The organism is Alphaproteobacteria bacterium (genome assembly GCA_015231795.1).
In the GTDB taxonomy this organism is placed as follows: Bacteria; Pseudomonadota; Alphaproteobacteria; order Rhodospirillales; family WMHbin7; genus WMHbin7.
The window spans coordinates 31,705-49,397 of sequence record JADGAX010000004.1; the positions used below are offsets into that span (position 1 = coordinate 31,705).

Annotated in this window: 15 protein-coding genes; 5 read left to right on the forward strand and 10 right to left on the reverse strand. The window is 61.3% G+C overall.

The genetic code is table 11. The features are described 5' to 3' along the window. Positions 1-3: 3 nt before the first annotated feature. Both HQL44_10130 and HQL44_10135 read right to left on the reverse strand, forming a co-directional pair. Positions 4-504, reverse strand: coding sequence for a SoxR reducing system RseC family protein (locus HQL44_10130; GenBank protein ID MBF0268940.1), 501 nt, complete (start codon positions 502-504; stop codon positions 4-6). Next, positions 504-1,502: an FAD:protein FMN transferase gene (locus tag HQL44_10135; protein ID MBF0268941.1), complete on the reverse strand. Its 999-nt coding sequence runs from the start codon at positions 1,500-1,502 to the stop codon at positions 504-506. The genes HQL44_10130 and HQL44_10135 overlap by 1 nt, the downstream gene beginning before the upstream one ends. A gap of 311 nt (positions 1,503-1,813) precedes the next feature. Between HQL44_10135 and HQL44_10140 the strand changes: the two genes are divergently transcribed. Further along, on the forward strand, positions 1,814-2,968 hold the full coding sequence (locus HQL44_10140; GenBank protein ID MBF0268942.1) for a class I SAM-dependent methyltransferase: 1,155 nt from the start codon (positions 1,814-1,816) through the stop codon (positions 2,966-2,968). Here HQL44_10140 and HQL44_10145 read toward each other — a convergent pair. Continuing rightward, positions 2,938-3,792 (reverse strand): branched-chain amino acid aminotransferase, encoded by an 855-nt coding sequence (locus HQL44_10145; protein ID MBF0268943.1) that lies wholly within the window; start codon positions 3,790-3,792, stop codon positions 2,938-2,940. The genes HQL44_10140 and HQL44_10145 overlap by 31 nt on opposite strands. A 98-nt stretch (positions 3,793-3,890) precedes the next feature. On the opposite strand from HQL44_10145, the gene HQL44_10150 reads away from it, so the two are divergent. Then, on the forward strand, positions 3,891-4,640 hold the full coding sequence (locus HQL44_10150) for a tetratricopeptide repeat protein (GenBank protein ID MBF0268944.1): 750 nt from the start codon (positions 3,891-3,893) through the stop codon (positions 4,638-4,640). Between the two features lie 8 nt (positions 4,641-4,648). Beyond that, positions 4,649-5,473: a formylglycine-generating enzyme family protein gene (locus tag HQL44_10155; protein ID MBF0268945.1), complete on the forward strand. Its 825-nt coding sequence runs from the start codon at positions 4,649-4,651 to the stop codon at positions 5,471-5,473. On the opposite strand, the gene HQL44_10160 is transcribed toward HQL44_10155, so the two are convergent. Together HQL44_10160 and HQL44_10165 are read right to left on the reverse strand one after the other, a co-directional pair. Then, entirely contained in the window at positions 5,470-6,786 is a 1,317-nt protein-coding gene (locus HQL44_10160) for a DUF2336 domain-containing protein (GenBank protein MBF0268946.1), read from the reverse strand. The genes HQL44_10155 and HQL44_10160 overlap by 4 nt on opposite strands. Beyond that, the gene (locus tag HQL44_10165) at positions 6,783-8,438 is read right to left on the reverse strand and encodes a diguanylate cyclase (GenBank protein MBF0268947.1); all 1,656 of its coding nucleotides are present in this window, start codon (positions 8,436-8,438) and stop codon (positions 6,783-6,785) included. Before HQL44_10165 ends, HQL44_10160 begins: the two co-directional genes overlap by 4 nt. Before the next feature lie 73 nt (positions 8,439-8,511). Between HQL44_10165 and HQL44_10170 the strand changes: the two genes are divergently transcribed. Beyond that, positions 8,512-9,192 (forward strand): pyrimidine 5'-nucleotidase, encoded by a 681-nt coding sequence (locus HQL44_10170; protein MBF0268948.1) that lies wholly within the window; start codon positions 8,512-8,514, stop codon positions 9,190-9,192. On the opposite strand, the gene HQL44_10175 is transcribed toward HQL44_10170, so the two are convergent. The 4 genes from HQL44_10175 to HQL44_10190 form a co-directional block, all read right to left on the reverse strand. After that, on the reverse strand, positions 9,162-11,849 hold the full coding sequence (locus HQL44_10175) for a PAS domain S-box protein (protein ID MBF0268949.1): 2,688 nt from the start codon (positions 11,847-11,849) through the stop codon (positions 9,162-9,164). The two genes, HQL44_10170 and HQL44_10175, sit on opposite strands and share 31 nt — an antisense overlap. 234 nt (positions 11,850-12,083) lie before the next feature. Then, the gene (gene ftsY, locus HQL44_10180) at positions 12,084-12,998 is read right to left on the reverse strand and encodes a signal recognition particle-docking protein FtsY (protein ID MBF0268950.1); all 915 of its coding nucleotides are present in this window, start codon (positions 12,996-12,998) and stop codon (positions 12,084-12,086) included. Next, positions 12,995-14,194, reverse strand: a complete 1,200-nt coding sequence (gene mtaB, locus HQL44_10185) for a tRNA (N(6)-L-threonylcarbamoyladenosine(37)-C(2))-methylthiotransferase MtaB (protein ID MBF0268951.1) — start codon at positions 14,192-14,194, stop codon at positions 12,995-12,997. Before mtaB ends, ftsY begins: the two co-directional genes overlap by 4 nt. Then, positions 14,191-14,982 (reverse strand): diaminopimelate epimerase, encoded by a 792-nt coding sequence (locus tag HQL44_10190; protein MBF0268952.1) that lies wholly within the window; start codon positions 14,980-14,982, stop codon positions 14,191-14,193. Before HQL44_10190 ends, mtaB begins: the two co-directional genes overlap by 4 nt. A gap of 184 nt (positions 14,983-15,166) precedes the next feature. On the opposite strand from HQL44_10190, the gene HQL44_10195 reads away from it, so the two are divergent. Continuing rightward, positions 15,167-16,852 (forward strand): cache domain-containing protein, encoded by a 1,686-nt coding sequence (locus HQL44_10195; GenBank protein MBF0268953.1) that lies wholly within the window; start codon positions 15,167-15,169, stop codon positions 16,850-16,852. On the opposite strand, the gene HQL44_10200 is transcribed toward HQL44_10195, so the two are convergent. Beyond that, positions 16,849-17,511 carry a hypothetical protein gene (locus HQL44_10200; GenBank protein ID MBF0268954.1) on the reverse strand — a complete coding sequence of 221 codons (663 nt, stop codon included), beginning with the start codon at positions 17,509-17,511 and terminating at the stop codon, positions 16,849-16,851. The genes HQL44_10195 and HQL44_10200 overlap by 4 nt on opposite strands. Positions 17,512-17,693 lie beyond the last annotated feature (182 nt).

The window sequence follows — 17,693 nt, forward strand, 5'->3', positions numbered from 1 at the left end:
TCCCTAGTTCAGCTGGCAGGATTCGCTCTGCGCCGGGGATGGCGCATGGCGCAGATAGATGGGCGTCAACTCGCCCTGGGCGGTCAGCTTCTTGGCCCGCAGCCTAGCGATATAAAGGCCGATTCCCAGGCCCGCGAACGTCGCCAACATCGTAATGCCATCTTCGTGGCCCAAAAGATGGGCGACGGTGCCGCTGCACAGCATGGTTACCAGCGGAATGGCATAAGCGGTCATCGAGGCCTTGACCAGCGTGCTTTCCTGAACGCCGATGACGACCCGGTCGCCAACCTTCAGCTCATGCACGTTGTCGAGCGGAAAGCGTCTGGCATGCAGGCGCGAACCGAAAACGTCGGCGCCGCACGCGCTTGACGAGGCGCAGCCGCCGCAAGACGAGGTCTGTTCGGGTTCGAGCCAGGCGACGGCTCCCTCAATGGCGACAACCTTGGCCAGTCCTTCGACGGCGGCAAAGTTGCTGGGATCGGGCATATCGTCTTCGGCCTGCATCACGCCTCCAGCTTCTCAACGACGCCCGAAGGCGTGACGAACAGGGCCATTTCGCCGCCCATGGCGCGCAGAAGCGGCAAGCGCTTGGCGGGATCGGACAGCAGCATGGCGGCCGAGAGGCCGTCGGCAGCGGTGGCCGTGGAAGCCACCACCGAAACGCCCAGCAGCGCCGGAGCGGTCTTGCCCGAGCGCGGATCGATCAGATGGGTGAATTTGCCCGCATCGTCGAACAAGGTGCCATAGCCGCCCGAGGTCGAGACGCACTTGTTCACGACGTCGATTTCGCTGATCGCCTGTTCTGGATTGGCCGGATTGGCGATGCCGATCTTCCAGGCGGAACCGTCGGGCTTGGCGTCCATCGCCCGAGGCTCGCCCATATCGACGATCATCTGGGTAAATCCGTAGGCGCGAAGCACATCCGCCACGCGGTCGGTGATATAGCCCTGGGCGCCGCTGTTCAGCGTAAGGCCCATGCCCGGCTTGGCGAAGGCCACGCTGCGCGCCTTGGCATTGACCTCGACATTGCGCCAATCGACCAACTGGCGGGCCGCCTCGATCTGGCTGGCTGCCGGGCCGTTCGGATCGGGATTGACGCCGGTGAAATGGCTGAAATAGGTCTGCCACAGGGGCTGAATGGTGGGATCGTAGACGCCGTCGCTTTTCTCGGCCAGCGTCAGGGCATGCGTCAGCATCGCGATGAAGTCCGGCGAGACGTTCTCGACCCGGCCTTCGCGGTTCAAGCGGGCCAAGGTGGTGTCGGCCCGATAGACGCTGAAAATGGACTCAAGCCTAGCCAGTTCGGCCAAGCCCGCCTCGATGGCGGCGTGCGCCTTCGCCTCGTCCTTATGATAAAGCGAGATCGAGGCCGGAGCGCCAAGCGCCGTTCCTTCCCAGCGCGCCATCTTGGCCTGGGCCCCTTTGGCCGTCAGGAAAAGAGGCACGCCAGCGGCGGCGGCAAGCACCGTAAGAGCGCGGCGGCGGGTGAACTTGACGGTCATGGAACTCGACTCCTTCCCAGCACGAACAGATCGGCAAGACTAGCTGGTGCGAAATTTTCCCGCCAAGCAAAAATATTTTGCGTTGCACACGCTGTTTGGGCGGATTTGCTGCACCTGCGTCAGCAGCATATTGTCGTGATTAGGGCTAAGCAAGAACAAAAATTTCGAAAATCAACGGTTCTACGCAAACTTGTCTCGTGGGCACACCAAAATGGGTCGTATACCCCCTACCCATTTTGGCGGATTTCCACGGCCCGTAAGTGCGGCGCAATATGACAGTTTTCGTACATAACCCTTGAGAATCAGCCCCCTTGCTCTTTTTGCCGCCCCTGGCCATGAATGCCCGCATGATCGAAATCTTCGACGGCATCTACCGGCAAGCGCTGGGCGATTTCAAGGCCAACCGCGCCCATCAGGCGGTGGAGGGTTTCGCCAGGCTGCGCCAACTCGCCCCCGACTATCCCGGTCTGGACGTCGCCTATGCCAAGGCGCTGCGCCGCGACGCCCGCTTCGAAGATGCGCTGGCTGCGTTCGATACGCTAAAGGGCGACGCCATCGAATTGGGATTCGAAAAAGCGATGTGCCTTCTGGCGCTGGGCTGCGCCCCAGAGGCGCTGGCCGCCTTCGATTGGGTTTTGGAGCGGCGCCCCAACATGGCCGTCGCCTGGTATCACAGCCATGCCCCGGCGCTGGCGCTTCGGGGCATGGAGGACGCCTTGCGCCGGCTTGAGCACGCCATGGCCTGCACCGGCCCGGTCAACGGCAATTACGCGGCCCTGCTGGCCGCCTATCGCTGGCTTCAAGGCGAAGAGGGACTGGCGCTATCCCTGGCCCGCAAGGGGCGCCATCGCGTTCTGATCGACGGCTTGAAGGCGATCAAACCGCATCTGAGGCAAGATCATGCGCTGTTTGCGCTGGCCCCCCAGTTGCTGGCGTATGCCATGAGCGAGGCGAGGACGGACGGGCTTGTTCTGGAATTCGGGGTTCGGCGCGGCACCTCGCTTCGCCATCTTGCCGCCATCGCTGGGCAAGAGGTGCATGGCTTCGATTCCTTCGAAGGACTGCCCGAAGCCTGGGGAAGCGCAGGCCCTGGATTGCTTTCAACGGCGTCGCAATTGCCGACCGTTCCCGCCAACGCGCGCCTGCATCCCGGATGGTTCGAAGACACGCTGCCCGCCTTCCTGGCCGAGCATCCTGGCAACGTGCGCTTCGTCAACATCGATTCCGATTTGTACGCCTCGGCCAGGACCGTGCTGTTCGCCCTGGCTCCCCGGTTGGTCGAAGGCTCGGTCGTCGTTTTCGACGAATTGATCGGCAATCCCAGTTGGAAGGAAGATGAATTCAAGGCGCTGGCCGAGTTCAAAACCGCCTTCGACGTACAATATGAATATTTCGCCCTGTCGCCCGCCACCAAACAGGCGGCCTTGAAAATTCTTCAAGCCCCCCGTTTCGCGAAATCCCAATAAAGCTGGCGCGCCAGTTCATAGACCGGACCAGGCGACAGGCTGCGTTCTTCATAGCGCAAACAAGCCTGCACCTTGGCGTAGTTGCCGGTGGCGAAGATTTCCTTGGCCGTCTGCAATTCGCCGGGCGCAATCGCCCGCTCGATCACCTCGACCCCCGCATCCCTCAGAAGGGCGATCACCCGCTGGCGCGTGATGCCGTTCAGGAAGGTGCCGTTGATGGCGGGCGTGTGCGCCGCTCCATCCTTGACCAGAAACAGATTGGTATAGGCGAATTCCGCCAGATTGCCGCAAGGATCGAGCACGGCCGCCGTATCGAATCCCTTTTGCCCGGCTTCGCGCACGATGCGCGAAATGTTGGGATAGAGGCATGACGCCTTGGCCTCGGTGGGGGCGGCGTCGCGGGCGGGCCTTCTGAACGAAGACAGGCAGGCGGTAAAGCCGGGAGAGGTCGGCAAGGGGGCTTCGTAGACCGACAGCGCAAAGCGCGTGCTGGCCGGATCGGGGATGGCGAAACCGCTCTCGGCCCAGAACATAGGGCAGACATACAGTTCGGCATCTGGTCCGAAACGGCGAATGCCCTCCCAGGCCAGTTCCTCGATCTCATAGGGCGTCAGCATCGGCTCTAACCCCAGAACGCGGGCCGAAGCGCAGGCTCTGGCCATGTGGCGGGCCATGTCGGGGGCCAGCCCCCGGATGGCTCTTGCGCCGTCAAACACCACCGACCCCAGCCAGACGCCGTGCGTCATCGGTCCCAGCGCCTTGGGATTTCCGGCATGCCAGCCGTCGTCCAGCCAGGTAATGGCCTTGATGTCTGTGTCCGCCATGACGCCCCCGCAAAGTTAGGATTTCAGGCCGGTATCCTGCGCCAAACGAATCGAACTTGTCCATTGTCCAACGTCAAGACTGGCCGCATAATCCGCCCATGCGACATCTTGCCCTGCTCTTTGCCCTGCTTCTTCTCCCGGCCTGCGAAAGCGGGTTGGAGGAACCCGCCAGCCTGACCGACAAGCAGGTCGGCACGACCTTGAACGAAGCGGTCAGCGAGGCCGAACAGGCCAATGACTGGCCAGCGGCAGCGGAATATTACCATTCCCTTTTCGAACGCGCCCCCAACGACGAAAAGATCGCCCTGCGCTACGCCAAGGCGCTGCGCTATTCCGGCTATGGCCCCGAAGCGGCTGGCGTGCTGATGCCTTTCGCCGACAAGCATGCCGACAATGTGGCCCTTAGAATCGAATTGGGCAAATGCCTGATCGCCGCCACCCAACCGGCCAAGGCGGTCGAGATTCTTAAAAAAGCCCAGCTTCAGGCCCCCAAGAATTGGGAAATCCTGTCCGCCCTGGGCATCGCCTATGATTACCAGGACATGCATTCCGAAGCGCAGGAAAGCTATCTGAAGGCTTTGGACCTGACGCCAGAAAATCCGGTGGTGCTGAACAACCTAGCCTTGTCGCAGGCCAAAAGCGGCGCCTTGCCGATCGCTATCGCAACACTGGAGCGCGCCGCCAAGCAGCCCAGGGCGCGCATGCAGATCAGGCAGAATCTGGCCGTGCTGATGGCCTTCAAGGGCGACGCCCAGGCCGCGGAGCGGCTGGCTCGCCAGGATTTGCCCGCCGACATGGCCGGGCGCAACGCCTCGATGTTCCGCCTCTTCTCGGCGCCGTCCAACTGATGAAGATGATGGCGCGGGCCAGCATTCATCCCGGTCTGTTTTTCTGCCTGCTGTCGCTGGCCTTCTTCTGTCTTCCCGCCCATGCGCAAGAGCCTTTTCGCGATTGCCCCGACTGCCCGGAAATGGTGATCGTGCCGAAAGGCGGTTTTATCATGGGATCGGATGTGGGCCACGAGAACGAGCGCCCGGCGCATCCGGTGAAGATCGCCAAACCCTTCGCCCTTGGCCGCTATGAAGTCACCTTCGACGAATGGCAGGCCTGCTTCGATGCCCAGGCTTGCTTGCGCAATCCCGACGACCATAAATGGGGGCGCGCCAATCGCCCGGTCATGAACGTCACCATCGACGACGTCAAACAGTTCCTGGCTTGGCTGTCGCAAAAGAGCGGCAAGCGCTATCGCCTGCCCGGCGAAGCGGAATGGGAATGGGCGGCCAGGGCGGGAACCGCCGGCCTGTTTTCCTGGGGCGATAAAATGGAGCCTGGGCGGGCCAATTGCCGAGGCTGCGGCGACGATCCCTTCAACGGTTTTTCCACCGCCCCGGTGGGCAGCTATCCGCCCAACGCCTTTGGCCTTTACGACATGGCGGGCAATGTTTGGGAATGGACCGAGGATTGCTGGCATCCCGATCATACCGGAGCGCCCAAAGACCAGAAGCCGCGCGGACCCGAAGCCAATCCCCTGCCCGGCCTGCCCGCCTGCATGGCCCGCGTGATGAAAGGTGGGGCTTGGTACTACTACGCCCAGATGTCGCGGCCCAGCGCCAGGGCCAGGAACGAGGGCCGCGTCCTTAGCTATGTGCTGGGATTTCGCGTGGCAAGGGACGTGGATTAGCGCGCCTTGGCGTCAGCGACCAGACTTTTGAAGAAGTCGATCTGCCAATCCACCTCGTCGGGCGAAAGCGGACAATTGCCCTTATGGGCGCGGATGATGCCCGAAGGCGGCACGCGCGCCAGCTTGGCCTGCAGTTGCTGCGACAAGTCCATGCCCAGACCAGCCTTGAAGGAAAGGGCCACCATGCCTTTGGCGCTTTGCGTTTCGATGGCCTTCTTCACCACTTCCAGCGACAGACCGGCCCGCACGGCCAGCGAACCGGTGACCATCTCCAGCTTGCCCGCCGACAAGGCCTTGGCGACGTCGTCTTCCTCCAGCTTGCCCGCCGCATGAAGCTGTTTGAGTTCGGCCAGAGGATCGGCGTTGGCGCCAGCACCTGCGGCCCCCTTGCGCCTGGGCTGGCGCAGTTCGATCTGTTGGGTTTCCGCCTCCAGGCGCTTCTTGACCTCGCGTTCGACGTCGGCCATCACGCTTTCGGGCAGATCGTTGCGCGTCTTCAACGCGTCGAGCAGATTGTCCGCCACGAATCTGGCGATGCGCCCCACGGCCCTGGCCGACAGATGCGGGCGCTGCACCAATGGGGCGTGCCACATCTCGATATCCGGGGCGCGTTCGATCAGGCGATCCAGGGTTTCTTCGCGGATCTGGGCGCTTTTGTTGCCCAGCAACACGGCGATGGCCTCGACATCGTCCGACTTGGCGATAACGTCGGCCACCTCGGCGCCAACGCCAGCGCGCCTGGAAATGGCGGCCAAGGCCCCCTTGATGGGGCCTGTCGAAATGATTTCCAGCAGGTCTTCGTCGGTCAGAACCGGCGAACATTCCAGCACCGGCCCGGCCACCACGATTTCCGTATCGCGAGCCAGTCGGCGGATGATGTCGGGCGGCGCGTTGGCGACGTCCTTCAGCGTCTCGGCGATGATGCGCCTGACGCGCGGCAACTGGTCGCGAGCCAGGATTTCCAGCGTCTCATAGGTGATGCGCCGGATGCGGTCTTGTTCGTCGGGTCCAAGTCCGGGCGCCAGCTTGGCGATTTTCAGCGCCAGGTCGGAACGCACGTCTTCGTCGGCGTCCTTGGCCAGCAGAAGATTGGCCTGTACCGGCGTCGAAGGATTCTTGGCGATTTTGCGACGCACCTCGCTTAACGGGTCGCCCGCCAGATAGTACAGGATTTCCGGCATCAGCCCCTTATGGGCCGCCAGTTCGCCCCTTGTCTTGGCGTCGGCGCTGGCCGCCAGATCCCTGGCCTCTTCATATTCGACCGGCTTTTCGCCCTTCAGGCTGCCCAACAGGCGCTTTAGCAGATTGCTCATGCGCCAACTCCGCCGGGCGAGATCGGCCTTGCGATGCGATAGCTGCCCTTGCCGGTGCGCTTGACCTCGTACATGGCCTCGTCCGCCCTGGCGATCATGCCTTCGAGCGTTTCCGATCGTCTGGGATCATGCACGGCGATGCCCAAGGAAACGCCCAGGACTTTTTCGGGCGAGCCTGAGAAGGAAGCCAGCGAGCGGCTGGCGTCGAGCAAGACCTGCGCGCGCTTTTCGGCCACATCCTGGTCGGCGTTTTCAAGCCAGACGGCGAATTCGTCGCCGCCCAGGCGCGACACCAGATCGATCGGGCGCGTGTTGTGAATCAAAAGCTGCTTTACGGCCAACAGCGCTTCATCGCCTTTCTGATGGCCGTGCACGTCGTTGACCATCTTGAAATTATCCAGATCGACATAGATCAGGGCCGCCGGCTTGCGATCGCGGGCCAGACGATTGAAGCGCCGCTCGATCTCTTCGAAGAAGGCGCGGCGGTTGAACAGGCCGGTCAGCCCATCGGTGCGCGACAGGTTCAAGATGCGTTCGTGATTGGCGATCTGTTCGTTGGCGATGCCGATCTGGTTGGCGACGTCCAGAATCAGCAGGCGGTCGTCGTCGCAGAAGGGCTGCGAGCCTTCGGCGCGCCAGACGCAAATGGCGCCGTTGGCTTCGCGGTGATAGCGCGACACGGCGCTTAGCACCTGCCATCCGTTCAAGGACAGTTCCGCCGAGGAAGCGCCTCCCTCCAGATTGGCCAGCACGGCATGCACCGACTGATCGTCGCTATGTTCGCCGAAATTAGCCGCCGGAATGAATTTGTCGTCTTGCGAGCGGAAAATCTGGCACCCGGCGCATGACAGCGCGCGGGCCGTGGCCTCAGCCGCCGCCATCAGCATATTGGCGGGATCGACCTCGTCTCGGATGGTGCGCACGATGTAGGTCAGCAAACGCTCGCGGTTGGCGGCCCTGGCCAGGGCGGCGTCACGCTCGCGCACCATGGTGATGTCGCGGCAAACGCCCCGAGCACCTCGCCATTCCCCGGCTGGTCCCAACAGGGGGGCCGCCGAAACCAGCACGCAGGCCAGACTGCCGTCCGAGCGCTTCATCCAAACTTCGGTGTCTTCCACCGCCACGCGGGCCGAGAAGAGGGAAGACTGGTCTTCATGGCCTTCCGACAAGAGGCGGATGGGCAGGCTTCCCACCAACGCCTCGGCCGAGAAGCCCAGCGCGCCCCTGGGTGTGACGAACACGAAACGGCCATCCAACCCGGTTTCCCAGGAAAAATCGCTCGAGATTTCGACCAGGTCCTTATAGCGCTGGCGCGATTCAACCAGGGCCAGGCGCAGATTGCGCTCCAAGGTCACGTCGCGCCCAAAGACCATGACAGTGGCGGGAGCGGCCAGCGGCAGAATGGCCAATTCATAATAGATCGGTCCACTGATGCCGGGCAGCAGCACGGACTCGTTCATCGGCTTGCCGGTTACCGCGGCCCGCCCGATATAGCCCATCACTTCGGGCGTATGACCTTCCTGGATCGCCTCGACCAGCGGCTGGGCGCTGGGATTGGAGGCCAAGACATGCCCATCCTGCGTCACCGCCAGCACGGCGGCCTTGCTTGACGTCAAGACGTCGGAATCGATGGTGAATTGCGTTTTCGTCATACCCGCTAGCGCTCTGGCGTAACCCCGTTGTTTGGGATTATCATAAGACAGCCGTCGAAACGAGTAGAAACGCATGCCCACCCCCACCTTGGACCAGCTTGACACCTGGGTCTTTGACCTGGACAACACCCTATATCCGGCCACTTCCAGCCTGTTTCCGCAGATTGACGCGCGCATGCGCGCCTTCATCTCGGAGTTGTTGGGGTTGAACGCCGTCGAGGCGCATGCGCTTCAGAAGCGCTATTACCGGGAATTCGGCACCACGCTGCGCGGCTTGATGCTGGTTCACGGGCTGGAACCCGACCGCTTTTTGGATTTCGTCCACGACATCGACCGATCGGTGCTGGGTCCCGATCCGCGCCTTGACGCGGCACTCGCCAATCTGCCTGGACGCAAGCTGATCTTCACCAACGGCACCGAAAGCCATGCCGTGAAGGTGCTGGACCGTTTAGGGCTATCCAGGCATTTCGAGGGCATCTTCGACATTCGCGCGTCGAATTACGTGCCCAAACCCGATCCCGAAACCTATCAACTGCTGCTGACCCGCCACGACGTGACGGCAAGAAAGGCCGCCATGTTCGAGGATATCGCCAGAAACCTGAAACCGGCCTTCGATCTGGGCATGACCACGATCTGGGTGAAGGCCCATGAACCGGAATTTCGCCACGACACGGCGGACGCGCATGTCCACCACGCCACCCAAGACTTGGCGGCTTGGCTGGATCAGACGTCTTGCGCCGGAAAGGCGATGTAGAAGCAGCAGCCTTCGCCCAGGGCCGATTCGATCCAGATGCGGCCCTTATGCTGTTCGACGATCTTCTTGCAAACGGCCAGCCCGATGCCCGTCCCCTCATACTGATCGCCCTTGACCAGACGTTGGAAAATGGCGAAGGCGCGGCCATGGTCCTTGGGATCCATGCCCATGCCGTTGTCCTTGACGCGAAGGATCCATTCTTGGCCCTCGCGGGCAAAGTTGAGATCGATGCGGATAGGCCGCTCGGGCGAGCGGTATTTGATGGCGTTGCCGATCAGATTCTGGAACAAGCGCACCAGTTCCATCCAATGTCCTTGGACGGCGGGGAAACCGTCGGCTACCCGGATGTCGGCCTTGGCATCGGCGATCGCCACTTCAAGATTGAGGCAGCTTTCGCGGATCACGTCGTTCAGCTTGACCAGAACGAAAGGCTCGGCGCTTCTGCCGGTGCGCGAATATTCCAGCAGGCTGACGATCAACTGATCCATGCGCTTGGCGCCGCCCAGGGCGAAATCCATGAATTCCCGCAAGTCGCCTTCAAGGGTCGAACCCAGCTTGCGCTCGATCAGTTGCAGATAGCTTGTGACCATGCGCAAGGGCTGGCGCAAATCGTGCGAGGCCACATAGGCGAACTGCTCCAACTCGGCGTGCGAGCGCTTCAATTCCTCGGCCACGCGCCTGCGTTCGGTCATGTCCTCCTTGACGCCCAGGTAATGGGTGATTTTGCCCTCGCCATCCAGAATGGGGGAAATTGACGCCTGCTCCCAAAAAAGTTCGCCATTCTTCTTGCGATTGCACAATTCGCCGTGCCATTCCTCGCCCGCCGTGATGGCGCCCCAAAGCTGGGCATAGGCCTCGGGCGGCGTTTTCCCGGATTTCAAAAGGCGCGGATTCTGCCCCAACACTTCGTTCAATTCATATCCAGAGTTTTCCAAGAATCTGGGATTGACGTACTCGATCTCGCCCTTGGTGTTGGAAATCATGATCGACACCGGGCTTTGTTCGATGGCGCGGATCAACTTGCGCCGCTCCGCCTCCAGGCGGACGCGCACGGTTTCGTCGAAGACCAAGGAATATAGAATTGTCTTGCCGTCGACATTGATCGGGCCGGAATGAATCTCGACATTGCGGATTTCGCCCGAGGCCAGCCGGTGGCGGAAATGGAAGTCGGAACGCTGCTCTCGCGTGGCGCGCTCCATCTCGTGGGCGACTTCTTCCTTGCTGGCCATGTTGATGTCGCCGATCTTCAACTGCTTCAGCTTGTCCACGCTATAACCGTAGAAATTGGACGCGGCCTTGTTGGCGTCGACGATCACTCCGGTTTCGGGATCGATCAGCAACTTTGGCACTTTCGAACCGGCGAACAGGCTGTGATAGCGCTCTTCGCTGGCCCTTAGCGCTTCTTCGTTGCGCCTGCGCTCGGTGATGTCGGCAACGCTGGCCACCCGCACGGATTCGCCGCCATAGACCACATTGCGCCCGACCAGTTCCGCCGGAAAGATGGAACCATCCTTGCGCACGGCATCGACCTCGTAGGGGTCTTCGTTCTTGTCATTGATGCGCTGACGGACAAGGTTACGCGAGTCTTCGGTCAGCAGGCGCTCGAAACTTTTGCCCACCAGTTCCTCCGGTTCGTAGCCGAACATCTGGCAGAAGGTGGGATTGACGTCGATGATCGTCTTGCCGTCGTGAATGATCATGCCGACCAACGTCAGCTTGGTCATGCGCTTGAAGCGTTCCTCGTTTTGCATGAGCTGCTGCGCAACCGCTTGGCGCGCCGCAAGCGATTGATAGAGGAACAACATCAAAAGGCCAAGGCCCGCGCTGACCAGTCCAGCCGTCGCCAGGATGAAATTGCGCTGATCGGCGCCATGTTGCAGGGCTTCGGAAGCCGACTGGCCGATGACGAAAGTCAGCCCGTATTCCGGCAGTTTTTGATAGCCGAAAATTCGTTCGACGCCATCGACCGGACTTTTGCGCGAAAAGTATCCGCTGGGCGGCGCATCCGCCGACTGGTGGGGAGCGCCGCTGACCGTCTTGCCCATATGCTCGTCGTTGTCGGGATGGCGGGCCATCAAGTTGCCGGCGGCATCCGCAATGGATAGAGTCGAGTCGCCGTGCAGATTCAACTTGTCTTGAAAGCGAATGAACAGGGACGGATCGACGGACAGGACAATGACGCCCTCGAACTTGCCCTTGTCGTAGATCGGGCGCGTAAACTGAATGGTCCAACGCCCCGACACCTTGCCCTTCAGCGGCTTGCTGATGAACAATCGGTCGCGCCCGCTGCCGACATGCGTCTTGAAATGCTCGCGCTCGCCCAAATCGACGCGCTCTTGAACTTTCTGCAAATTCGAATAGGCCAGAAAGCCGTCCTTGCCGATCACGCCTATCTGAAAGGCGATATCGGAAATATGCTCGGCCTGGCGCTGAACCCTAGCCGCGAAATGCTCCTCCCCATCGCTCCAATGTTCGCGCAGGTCAAACATAGACTCATCAAGACGTTTGATTATCGAGTTGGTGTTTTCCGCGAAAAGCTGGGCCTGAAATTGTGTAGCGACCTCGGCGTCACGGATGGCGTGCTCGCGGCTACGAGTCAGCTCGAAGAACAGCGCCCCCCAGATACAAGCCAAGCTGGCCGCGAACAGGAGCAGCATTTTCACAGGCAATGATATTGGTTTCATGTTCCCCGACTGCGTTTCTTACCCTATCACGTATAGTTTGCGTGAGAAATATTCAACTTCCAATCAAAATTTGAGCCCGATCAATTTTGTGGTTATTCACAGGAAGCCATTGCTTAGGCTACATCAATTGCTTCCGATGGCTAGGCAATCTTACAGAAATTTCATGGGGAATATGGTGCGTTTTCGCAGCGACGCGCCCGCGCCGATTCAGCCCAGCCCCACTAAGCCGCGGGCGAAGGACATGGCTTCGAAGGGCTGCAAGTCGTCGGCCTGTTCGCCCACCCCGATGGCATGCACGGGCAGATTGAATTTTTCGGCAAGCGCGACTAAAACGCCGCCCTTGGCGGTGCCGTCCAGCTTGGTCAGGATCAGCCCCGTCACATCGACCATGCTTTTAAAGGTCTCGACCTGATTGAGCGCGTTCTGCCCGGTGGTGGCGTCCAGCACCAGAAGTGTTGCGTGCGGAAGACTGGCATCCTGCTTTTTCAGAACGCGCACCACCTTCTTCAGTTCTTCCATCAGATCGGTCTTGTTGTGCAGCCGCCCGGCGGTGTCGATGAACAAGATGTCGGCCCCGTCCGCCTTGGCTTGCGTCACGGCGTCGAAGGCAAGGCCCGCCGCGTCGGCGCCGGTTTCACGCGCAATGACCGGACAATTCGCCCTGGTCCCCCAAACCTTCAACTGTTCGACCGCCGCCGCGCGAAACGTGTCGCCCGCCGCCAGCAAAACCTTGCGGCCCTTGTTGCGCTCGATGGTCGCCAGCTTGCCGATGGTGGTGGTTTTGCCCGTGCCGTTGACGCCCACCACCAGCACGACTTGCGGCTTTTGCAAAGGGTCGAGCGCCAGCGGCTTGGCCACCGGTTCCAGCAATTTGGCGATGTCGCTTGCCAGATGCAGGCGCACGGCCTCGCTGGTTGCCCCTTGCTCGAACCTGGCCTTGGACAAAGATTCGGTCAAACGGTATGCGGTTCTGGCCCCCAGGTCGGCGCCGATCAGCAGTTCCTCAATGCCGCCCAGCGCCACTTCGTCCAGGCGGCTTTTGGTGACCAGATCGCCGATCCCCTGCCCCAGTTGGCGCGAGGTGCGCGACAGACCGGATTTCAAACGCTCAAGCCAACTCATGCCGCGATTTGCCCTTCAAGCTGTCCGTTCTTGCCGCTAGAAATCCTGACCCTGGCCAGCGTCCCCGGCGTGCCGCCCGTGAAAAGCACCGGCAGATAGGAGGACGAATAGCCCTTGCCGGGTTCCTCGATCAACACTTCGACCTCGGCGCCGATCAAGGACGAGATCAGTCCCGCCCGCAACCGCTCGCCCGCCGCCCGCAATTCCCCCGCCCTGGCCTTGACCACGTCGCCCGACAAGCCCTTCCAGTTGGCGGCTGGCGTTCCCGGCCTTGCCGAGTAGGGAAAGACGTGCAGGTGCGACAAGCCCAGCCTTTCGATCAGGCGAAGCGTTTCTTGATGATCGCTCTCGGTCTCGCCAGGAAAGCCGGCGATCAGGTCGGCGCCCAAAGCCACGTCGGGCAGGGCTTGGCGAATGCGCAACAGATCGCCAGCGCGGTGGCGTCTGGCCATGCGCTTCAAGACGGGATCGGCCCCCGATTGCATCGACAGGTGCAGATGCCCCATCAGGCGCGATTCAGATTTGAACAAGGCGATCAGATCGTCGGACACTTCGGCAGGATCAAGCGACGATAGGCGCAGGCGCGAGATGCCCGGCACGTCCCTCAGAAGCCCGGCGATCAATTGATCGAGACGCCCCCACGAGGCGATGTCCACGCCGGTCAGCACGATTTCAAGATAGCCCGCCGCAGCCAGCTTGGCGGCCTGCTGGGCGATGCGCTCGAACGCCACCGGCCGCGATGGCCCCCTGGCCTTGGGAATGATGCAAAAGGTGCAGCCATGATCGCAGCCTTGCTGAATTTGCACGAAGGCGCGCGCGCGGCCCTCGAAGCCGCCGATCAGATGCGGGGCCAGTTCGGACAGGTCGGCAAGATCCGTCACCACCAGCTTTTCGCCGGAACCCAGTTGCCTTGCGTCCAGTTTCGCGCCGTTTCCCAGCACGCGGTCCACTTCGGGCATGGCGGCGAAACGCTCGGCGTTCACTTGCGCGGCACAGCCGGTCACGATGATATGGGCGTCGGGCCGTTCGCGCTTCAGCTTGCGGATGGCTTGGCGGGCCTGGCGTTCGGCCTCGGCGGTCACGGCGCAGGTGTTGAAGATCACGGCGTCTTCCAATCCGGCCTGCTTGGCGGTATCGCGCAGAACCTCGGACTCGAAGCCGTTCAGGCGGCAGCCGAATGTGACGATGTCGATCATCCGACCAATCGCCCCTCGGCGACCAGCGTGGCCGGGCCGGTCATCAGCACATGGCCGGTTTCAAGATAGTGAAGGCGAAGCTCGCCGCCATCCAGTTCGATCGTCACTTGGCGTCCGGTCAGCCCTCGCCGAAAGGCCGCCACGGCAGCCGCGCAAGCGCCCGATCCGCAGGCCAGCGTGATCCCTGCGCCGCGCTCCCAAACGCGAAGGCGCAGCCTGTCTTGGCTTTGCAGCGAAATCACCTCGACATTGGTGCGGTTTGGAAACAGCTTGTGGCGCTCGATCAGCGGGCCGTGCGCAGGCAAGTCCACCACCAGCGCGTCCGGCACGATAAAGACGGCATGCGGATTGCCCATATTCACGAAAACCGGCCCTGCTAGCGGCCCCACGGCCAGATCGAGATCGGCGACGTCGCGGGCCAGGCCCATATCCACCTCGATCATACCGTCTTCCAGCCGCCGACAGGGCAACAGGCCGGACCTTGTTTCGATCACGCAGTCTGCCGTCTTCCTTTCATTGAAGACCAGCAGGGCGGCACAGCGCGTTCCATTGCCGCAAGCGCCCGATTCGCTGCCGTCGCCATTTAAAAAGCGCACGAACAGATCGGCTCCCCCGGCCTTGGCCGGTTCCAGAATCACGATCTGATCGCAGCCGATGCCGAAATGGCGATCCGCCAGCAGCTTGGCCTCGGCCTCGGTCAGGGCGACGGGCAGAGCGCGGCCATCCAAGACAACGAAATCGTTGCCCAGGCCGTGCATCTTCAAGAAGGACCGGTTCTTCAAGCTCATGCGCGATATATAGGCCCCGGGGCAAAAACTGTCCATGCACGCATGGCAAAGTTTCAAATTCAATTTACAGTAGTTCTAGATTTTACTTTATGTAAGCGCAAAGCCTTATATATGATACACCTCTAATGACCATAATAAAAATGTGACTTTTGTCGCCGCGCCAACATTCGGGGAAACTACCATCATGCGCCTAGCCGATTTGACCATCGTCGTGAAATTGTCGCTGATCGTCGCCGCCGCCTTTGCGGGCATCACGGCCGTCACCGCCTATACCTTGTTCGACATCAATAATGTGATGTTCGCCGACCGCCAGGCCAAAACCAAGGCCGTCGTGGAACTGGCCCATTCGACCGTGGCCAGCTTCGAGCGCCAGGCCCGCGAGGGAGCAATCAGCGAGGACGCCGCCAAATCAGCCGCCCTTAGCGCCCTGAAAGCGATGCGCTACGAAGGCAACGAATATATCTGGATCAACGACATGGCCCCGGCCATGGTCATGCATCCGATCAAGCCCGAACTGGACGGCAAGGATCTGTCGAAAAACGCCGATCCCGCCGGCAAACTGCTGTTCATCGAATTCGTGAATGCGGTCAAGACCAAGGGCGAAGGCTTCGTCGATTATCTGTGGCCGAAGCCGGGCTTCGATCAGCCGGTGCGCAAAATTTCCTTCGTCAAGGGCTTCCAGCCCTGGGGCTGGGTGATCGGATCGGGCATCTATCTCGACGACGCCGAAGCGGCTTTCCGCGCCAAGGCCATGATTTCTGGCCTGATCGTCGCCTTGATCACGCTGGCCGTGATCGCGCTGTCGATGCTGGTGGCCCGCAACACCTCGCGCCCCATTATCGTCGCCACGCATGAGATGGAAAATCTGGCGAAGGGCGACACTTCCTTTGAAATCCATGGACGGGACCGCAAGGACGAGGTGGGCCAGATGGCCGCCGCCATCCAAATCTTCAAGGACAGCCTGCTGCACAAGGCGGTTCTGGAAGAACAGATCAAGGCGGAAGCCGCCAAGGAACATGCCCGCGTCGCCCGCCAGGAAGCCAGCATCATGCGCTTCGAGGAACGGGTCACGCAATTGTTGCGCAAGGTCTCGGCAACCGTCGAACATGTTCATTCCGCGTCCGACCGTTTGGTGTCGACCGCGCAAGGATCGAGCGAACGCACATCGGCGGTGCGCGCCGTCACCGAACAGGCTTCGGCCAACATGCAGGCGGTGGCCGGAGCCACCGAGCAATTGGGCACCTCGGCGGAAGACATCGCCAGAAGAGTTTCCGAAACCTCGGACATCACGCAAGAGGCGGTCAACGGCATCCAGCAGGCCGACGGCACGGTGGCGGGCCTGGCGGGCGCGGCCAGCCGCATCGGCGAGATCGTCAGCCTGATCAACGACATCGCCAGCCAGACCAATCTGCTGGCTTTGAACGCCACCATCGAGGCGGCAAGAGCTGGCGAAGCCGGAAAGGGCTTCGCCGTCGTGGCGGGCGAGGTCAAGAACCTAGCCAACCAAACCGCCAAGGCGACCGGCGAGATCACCTCTCAGATCAATGAAATCCAAGCCGCCACGCAAGAAGCCGTCGAAGCCATCAAAACAGTGGGATCGACGGTGGGTCAGGTCAATACGGTGGTCGCCACCATCGAAGAGGCGGTCGGCGCCCAGACCCAGGCCACGCGCGAAATTCTTCGCAACATCGAAGAGGCAGCGCAGGGCAATGGCGAGGTGGCGCGCCATATCAGCGACGTCAGCGAGGCGGCCAACGACACGGGCAGCATGGCCCAGGGCATGTTCAAGGCCGCCGACGAACTGATGAGCGAGGCGGAAACCTTGAAGTCGGAAGTCGAGCAGTTCCTGATCGAAGTGCGGGCGGCCTAGTAACTGCTGGAAAAAGCCGCAAGAAAGGCCTGGGTGTGAAAGGCGGCCTGTTCCTTGGAATAGGCGTGCCTTCGCCCCTGCTTGCAGCCCGCTCTGGCTTGGCATCCGCCTTGAAGGCAGGCGGCGCCTGCCGCGCCTTTCAAAAAGCCCATGCAGGCAGACACATCATAGCGCCCGCTTGCGAAGACGTTGGCGGGGCAAGCCGACAGGCAGGGTTTGTCCAGGCAGGCGGCGCAGAGATCGACCGGCCTGGGCGGGTCTGGAATGGGCAGTCGATCAGCGAATCCCAGCGCCGCCCGATAGCCATGCCAGGGTCCGAATTGCGGATGGATCAAGGGGCCGATGGGCGATTGGGTTAAGCCCTCAGCCTGCATCGCCCAGCGCTGAAAGGGCAGCCAGGGCGGCCCCTCGAACGGATAAAGGGCCAGGGCGGCGGCGTCTTGCGCCAACGGCCCGATGACGCGCCTTGTCCAATTGTCCAGGGGATCGGCTTCATCCCGTCGCCCCAATTGAAAGGCGGGCCAAAATTCTCCCCCCAGATGGCCGATCAGCATCAAGGTGCGAACGCCTTCGGGCGCGCCGTCATCCTGGCTTGGGCTGAAGACACAGCGAGTGCGAAAGCCAATTTCTTTCAGTCTTTTCTCGATCCTTTGCAGCATGGCCCATCCTTAAGCAGGAAGTTGCCAACATTAGGACGGCGAAACGCCCCGCTTTGCAAGGAACCCTGGGAAAGGAAAGGAACGCTTGTGCATGGCAGGTACAATTTATCATTCGAATGATTTGTTTTTGATGTAGATCAGTGTATTATGAGAATTATACATCTGGTCTATATCCTCCGATA

Excerpts from the sequence above, each read along its gene's own strand:
- ftsY (MBF0268950.1), bottom strand. The coding sequence starts at position 12,998 with ATGAGTTGGCTTGAGCGTTTGAAATCCGGTCTGTCGCGCACCTCGCGC.
- HQL44_10160 (MBF0268946.1), bottom strand. The coding sequence starts at position 6,786 with ATGAGCAATCTGCTAAAGCGCCTGTTGGGCAGCCTGAAGGGCGAAAAG.
- HQL44_10145 (MBF0268943.1), bottom strand. The coding sequence starts at position 3,792 with ATGGCGGACACAGACATCAAGGCCATTACCTGGCTGGACGACGGCTGG.
- mtaB (MBF0268951.1), bottom strand. The coding sequence starts at position 14,194 with ATGATCGACATCGTCACATTCGGCTGCCGCCTGAACGGCTTCGAGTCC.
- HQL44_10200 (MBF0268954.1), bottom strand. The coding sequence starts at position 17,511 with ATGCTGCAAAGGATCGAGAAAAGACTGAAAGAAATTGGCTTTCGCACT.
- HQL44_10175 (MBF0268949.1), bottom strand. The coding sequence starts at position 11,849 with ATGCTGCTCCTGTTCGCGGCCAGCTTGGCTTGTATCTGGGGGGCGCTG.
- HQL44_10135 (MBF0268941.1), bottom strand. The coding sequence starts at position 1,502 with ATGACCGTCAAGTTCACCCGCCGCCGCGCTCTTACGGTGCTTGCCGCC.
- HQL44_10130 (MBF0268940.1), bottom strand. The coding sequence starts at position 504 with ATGCAGGCCGAAGACGATATGCCCGATCCCAGCAACTTTGCCGCCGTC.
- HQL44_10155 (MBF0268945.1), top strand. The coding sequence starts at position 4,649 with ATGGCGCGGGCCAGCATTCATCCCGGTCTGTTTTTCTGCCTGCTGTCG.
- HQL44_10170 (MBF0268948.1), top strand. The coding sequence starts at position 8,512 with ATGCCCACCCCCACCTTGGACCAGCTTGACACCTGGGTCTTTGACCTG.
- HQL44_10195 (MBF0268953.1), top strand. The coding sequence starts at position 15,167 with ATGCGCCTAGCCGATTTGACCATCGTCGTGAAATTGTCGCTGATCGTC.
- HQL44_10150 (MBF0268944.1), top strand. The coding sequence starts at position 3,891 with ATGCGACATCTTGCCCTGCTCTTTGCCCTGCTTCTTCTCCCGGCCTGC.
- HQL44_10165 (MBF0268947.1), bottom strand. The coding sequence starts at position 8,438 with ATGACGAAAACGCAATTCACCATCGATTCCGACGTCTTGACGTCAAGC.
- HQL44_10190 (MBF0268952.1), bottom strand. The coding sequence starts at position 14,982 with ATGAGCTTGAAGAACCGGTCCTTCTTGAAGATGCACGGCCTGGGCAAC.